Consider the following 1,976-nt stretch of genomic DNA (forward strand, 5'->3'; position numbering starts at 1 on the left):
GCGTTTGACGTTCTCGGCGCCGGTGACGATGCAGCACATGGCGTCGGACAGGTCCGGCGTCATGTGGGAGAGGTTGTCCAGGGCGGTGACCCATCCGGCCGCCACCGCTGCGATCAGGTTCTCCTCATCCTTCGGCGCCCGGCGCAGGTCCCCGCTCGTGCCCTCGATGACCCGCACGAGCATCCGCCCGCCGGTGGACTTGCCCGCGCCCTGCGGTCCGGTGAGGAACGGAGCGGGGACGGGCACGGACGGCCCGAGGCAGCCTATGAGCCAGGCGATAGCCAGGCATTCGGTCTCGGCGTTGGCGAAGTTGCACAGGCGGAGCAGGAGGTCGATGCCCTTGCCGTTGGTGTCCTTGGCCGGCAGGGGCAGTTCGCCGGTGAGCTGGGTGCGCCGCCAGCACACCTCGCGCGGGTCGGGCGTGAGCACGTCCCAGCCGGTGGGGTGGATGCGGACGGACTTCCCGTCGCTACGTCCCAGGTCCAGCCACGTCGCCCCGTCGAATCCGGGGGCGACGCGGATGTGGACGGGCTGCACGGCCTCGGTCAGCGCGAGTGCTTCGATCAGGTCCAACGCTTCCTTGAGGGCGGTCCCGTTGAACACGCCGATCCCGTCCTTGAACAGGCCAACCATGAGTTCCTGGCGGTGACTGCCCGTGGTGCCCTGGGAACGGATCGGGCGGGCCACGGGGTGGCCGTTCTTCTGCGCGTACACGGTGCCGTCGGCGGTGCGGAAGTACCGGAAGTGCGCTTGCGCGTAGTCGGTGATGACCTCGCGGGCCGGTGTCTTCTCGTCGTCGGACATGGTCACAGTCCCAACCTGGTACGGGCGTTGGTCCACGCGTCGGTGCAGTGCCGGGGCGATTCACCCTTGGCCTGCGCGGCGGTGAACAGTCGCGCGACGTGCGCGTCGGTGAGGCAGCCGCACCGGCCGTGCGTGGACAGCACGGCGAGGAACGTGCTGTAGACGGTGGCATGCACCCCGCTGCGGGCTTCGGTGATGCGCTGCTGGGCCATGGCGATGCCACGCTCCAGGTAGGCGGGTGTGTGGTGAGGGCACTCCCCGCCCCCGGTCAGTGCGGACACCGTGACGGCCGTCGGTTGGACCGTGGGGGGTTCCTTCATCACCAGGGCGCGGACGGCATCGGGCAGGTAGGCCATGGTGCCGGTGCCGAACCCGAGCCAGCGGGCGTAGGCCATCGTGGACTTGATGTCCACGCCGGGCCGAACCGCGTTCGCGGACTGCATCCGACCGAGGTAGAGCCAGTGCTCGCCCCGGGTGGTGGGCACAACCTGCGTGGCGGGCAGCTTCTCGCGGGCCCATGTGATCGCGTCGGCGTCGTCCAGGTCCACGACCGTCAGCCCCGCCCCGCCCGGGTGATAGGCGACCGCCTCAGCCCGCATCCACGCGCGGCGCCAGGGCCCGGAGTTGATGACGTCCGGGTCGGTGGTCGCGGCGGCCCACGCGTGGCACGGGCCGGGGCAAGCGCACGGTCCAGGGTTCTTCATGTTCGGCCGGCCGCCGCACGCGTTGTCCGCGCAGCGACGGCAGTTGCCGAACGGCACCTTCCCCGCCCGCAGCGGCAACACCGGAATCTGCGAGGCAGCCAGTTCGAGCGCGGTGCGCAGGTGGTCGTTCATGCCGCCTGGCCCCCGTTCATCCACAGGGCGTGCAGGCGGGCGGTGTAGGCGTCCAGGGCGGTGCTGAACGCGGTGGGGTCGTCGCTGTCGAGAGCGGCGATCAGGGCGGCGGATTCGGGGCGCGGTCCGGGGTCGGGGATGCCGTGGAGGTCGCGGGTCAGGTCGCGAAGCAGGGCACGGGTCAGGTACGGGTCCAGTTCGAAACGGTCTTCGGTCAGGACGTACGGGCCTGCGACGGTGAACAGGGTCAGTACGGTGCTGCCGTCCGGTCGGGTCGCGGTCCGGTGGTGGACTGCCCGGATGGGCTCGTGAGGCACTCGCCCGTTGTCGGTCGGG

3 protein-coding genes are annotated in these 1,976 nt (G+C 70.7%); all 3 read right to left on the reverse strand.

Going from position 1 to position 1,976, the window contains the following annotated elements; all coding sequences use genetic code 11:
• On the reverse strand, nucleotides 1-804 hold an 804-nt coding region (locus SSP24_RS42280; RefSeq protein WP_507772851.1), incomplete at its 3' end, for an AICE element replication initiation protein.
• 2 nt (nucleotides 805-806) lie between these two features.
• Nucleotides 807-1,640, reverse strand: coding sequence for a bifunctional DNA primase/polymerase (locus SSP24_RS42285; RefSeq protein WP_141316566.1), 834 nt, complete (start codon nucleotides 1,638-1,640; stop codon nucleotides 807-809).
• A partial coding sequence (locus tag SSP24_RS42290; protein ID WP_308794851.1) for a hypothetical protein occupies nucleotides 1,637-1,976 on the reverse strand: 340 nt, incomplete at its 5' end. The genes SSP24_RS42290 and SSP24_RS42285, both read right to left, overlap by 4 nt.

It is taken from the genome of Streptomyces spinoverrucosus (assembly GCF_006539505.1).
Classification (GTDB): Bacteria; Actinomycetota; Actinomycetes; order Streptomycetales; family Streptomycetaceae; genus Streptomyces; species Streptomyces spinoverrucosus.